General features: G+C 72.0%; 1 protein-coding gene and 1 pseudogene. Both read left to right on the top strand.

The window, feature by feature from the left end; translation table 11 throughout:
* Positions 1-11: 11 nt before the first annotated feature.
* Positions 12-548: pseudogene (locus tag AC1DWJ_RS19125) on the top strand (DUF7507 domain-containing protein); the annotation flags it as partial.
* A gap of 156 nt (positions 549-704) precedes the next feature.
* Positions 705-3,306: DUF7507 domain-containing protein (locus AC1DWJ_RS19120; protein ID WP_477621693.1), on the top strand; the 2,602-nt coding region annotated here is incomplete at its 3' end.

The raw sequence follows: 3,306 nt of genomic DNA, 5'->3' as shown, positions 1-3,306 counted from the left end.
TCTCGTTCACCGTGGAGAACACCGGTGACGTGACCCTGACCGGGGTGGGCGTGGCCGACCAGCTGGTCGCCCCCGCGGGTCCGGCCGTGACCGTGACCTGTCCGTCGACCACGTTGGCGCCGGGCGCCACCATGGTGTGCACGTCCTCGGCGTATGTGGTGACCCAGGCTGATGTGGACGCCGGCGCGGTGCGGAACGGTGCGACCGCGTCCGGGACCCCACCCACCGGGCCGCCGGTCGTGACTCCGCCCTCGACCACGGTCACCCCGACCCCGACCACCGCGGCACTGACCCTGGTGAAGTCGGCTTCGCTGTCGACCGACAGCAACGATGACGGGTTGGCGGGGGTCGGTGACGAGGTCACGTTCTCGTTCACCGTGGAGAACACCGGTGATGTGACCCTGACCGGGGTGGGCGTGGCCGACCAGCTGGTCGCCCCGGCGGGTCCGGCCGTGACCGTGACGTGTCCGTCGACCACGTTGGCGCCGGGCGCCACCATGGTCTGTTCGAGCAGCCCGTATGTGGTGACCCAGGCTGATGTGGACGCGGGCGCGGTGCGGAACAGTGCGACCGCGTCCGGGACCCCACCCACCGGCCCGCCCGTGGTGACTCCGCCCTCGACGACTGTGACGCCCGCTCCGGCGGGGTCGGGGTTGACGTTGGTGAAGTCGGCGGCGCTGTCGACCGACAGCAACAATGACGGGTTGGCTGGGGTCGGTGACGAGGTCACGTTCTCGTTCACCGTGGAGAACACCGGTGATGTGACCCTGACCGGGGTGGGCGTGGCCGACCAGCTGGTCGCCCCCGCGGGTCCGGCCGTGACCGTGACCTGYCCGGGCACCACCCTGGCSCCGGGCGCCACCATGGTCTGCACCTCCTCGCCGTACCTGGTGACCCAGGCCGACGTGGACRCCGGCGCGGTCCGSAACASYGCGACCGCGKCCGGGACCCCACCCACCGGCCCGCCSGTGRYCACCCCRCCCTCGACCACCATCACCCCCACCCCCACCGGGTCGGGCCTGACCCTGGTGAAGTCCGCCACGATCAGCACCGACACCAACAACGACGGCCTGGCCGGSGTCGGTGACCAGGTCACGTTCTCCTTCACCGTGGCCAACACCGGCGACGTCACCCTGACCTCGGTCGGCGTGGCCGACCAGCTGATCGCCCCGGCCGGCCCGGCCGTGACGGTCACCTGCCCGGGCACCACCCTGGCCCCGGGCGCCACCATGGTSTGCACSTCCTCGSCGTAYSTGGTGACCCAGGCYGAYGTGGACACCGGCGCGGTCCGSAACACCGCGACCGCGTCCGGGACCCCACCCACCGGCCCGCCCGTGACCACCCCACCCTCGACCACCATCACCCCCACCCCCACCGGGTCGGGCCTGACCCTGGTGAAGTCCGCCACGATCAGCACCGACACCAACAACGACGGCCTGGCCGGCGTCGGTGACCAGGTCACGTTCTCCTTCCTGGTGACCAACACCGGGGCCGTCACGATGTCGGCCATCAGCATCGCTGACCAGCTGGTCGCGCCGGCCGGTCCGGCCGTGACGGTGACCTGCCCGGGCAGCACGTTGGCGCCGGGCGCCACCATGGTGTGTTCGAGCAGCCCGTATGTGGTGACCCAGGCTGATGTGGACACCGGCGCGGTCCGTAACAGTGCGACCGCGTCCGGGACCCCACCCACCGGCCCGCCCGTGGTGACTCCGCCCTCGACGACCGTGACGCCCGCTCCGGCGGGGTCGGGGTTGACGTTGGTGAAGTCGGCGGCGCTGTCGACCGACAGCAACAATGACGGGTTGGCTGGGGTCGGTGACGAGGTCACGTTCTCGTTCACCCTGGAGAACACCGGCGACGTGACCCTGACCGGGGTCGGCGTGGCCGACCAGCTGGTCGCCCCCGCGGGTCCGGCCGTGACCGTGACCTGCCCGGCCACCACGATGGCCCCGGGCGCCACCATGGTGTGCACCTCGTCCCCGTATGTGGTGACCCAGGCTGATGTGGACGCGGGCGCGGTGCGCAACAGTGCGACCGCGGCCGGGACCCCGCCGACCGGCGGCCCGGTGACGACTCCGCCCTCGGGCACGGTCACCCCGACCCCGACCACCGCGGCGCTGACCCTGGTGAAGTCGGCGTCGATCAGCACCGACAGCAACCGGGATGGGTTGGCTGGGGTGGGTGACCAGGTCACGTTCTCCTTCCTGGTGACCAACACCGGGGCCGTCACGATGTCGGCCATCAGCATCGCTGACCAGCTGGTCGCGCCGGCCGGTCCGGCCGTGACGGTGACCTGCCCGGGCAGCACGTTGGCGCCGGGCGCCACCATGGTGTGTTCGAGCAGCCCGTATGTGGTGACCCAGGCTGATGTGGACGCCGGCGCGGTGCGGAACGGTGCGACCGCGTCCGGGACCCCACCCACCGGCCCGCCCGTCGTGACTCCGCCCTCGACCACGGTCACCCCGACCCCGACCACCGCGGCACTGACCCTGGTGAAGTCGGCGTCGATCAGCACGGACGCGAACCAGGACGGGCTGGCTGGGGTCGGTGACGAGGTCACGTTCTCGTTCACCCTGGAGAACACCGGCGACGTCACCCTGACCGGGGTGGGCGTGGCCGACCAGCTGGTCGCCCCGGCGGGTCCGGCCGTGACCGTGACGTGTCCGTCGACCACGTTGGCGCCGGGCGCCACCATGGTCTGTTCGAGCAGCCCGTATGTGGTGACCCAGGCCGATGTGGACGCCGGCGCGGTGCGGAACAGTGCGACCGCGTCCGGGACCCCACCCACCGGCCCGCCCGTGGTGACTCCGCCCTCGACGACCGTCACCCCGACCCCGACCACCGCGGCACTGACCCTGGTGAAGTCGGCGGCGCTGTCGACCGACAGCAACAATGACGGGTTGGCTGGGGTCGGTGACGAGGTCACGTTCTCCTTCACCGTGGCCAACACCGGCGACGTCACCCTGACCTCGGTCGGCGTGGCCGACCAGCTGRTCGCCCCGGCCGGCCCGGCCGTGACGGTCACCTGCCCGGGCACCACCCTGGCCCCGGGCGCCACCATGGTCTGTTCGAGCAGCCCGTAYSTGGTGACCCAGGCCGACGTGGACACCGGCGCGGTCCGCAACACCGCGACCGCGGCCGGGACCCCACCCACCGGCCCGCCGGTGGTCACCCCACCCTCGACCACCATCACCCCCACCCCCACCGGGTCGGGCCTGACCCTGGTGAAGTCCGCCACGATCAGCACCGACACCAACAACGACGGCCTGGCCGGCGTCGGTGACCAGGTCACGTTCTCCTTCACCG

The organism is Pedococcus sp. P2_D7 (genome assembly GCF_056404295.1).
This window is presented reverse-complemented; position numbering and strand designations above follow the sequence as displayed.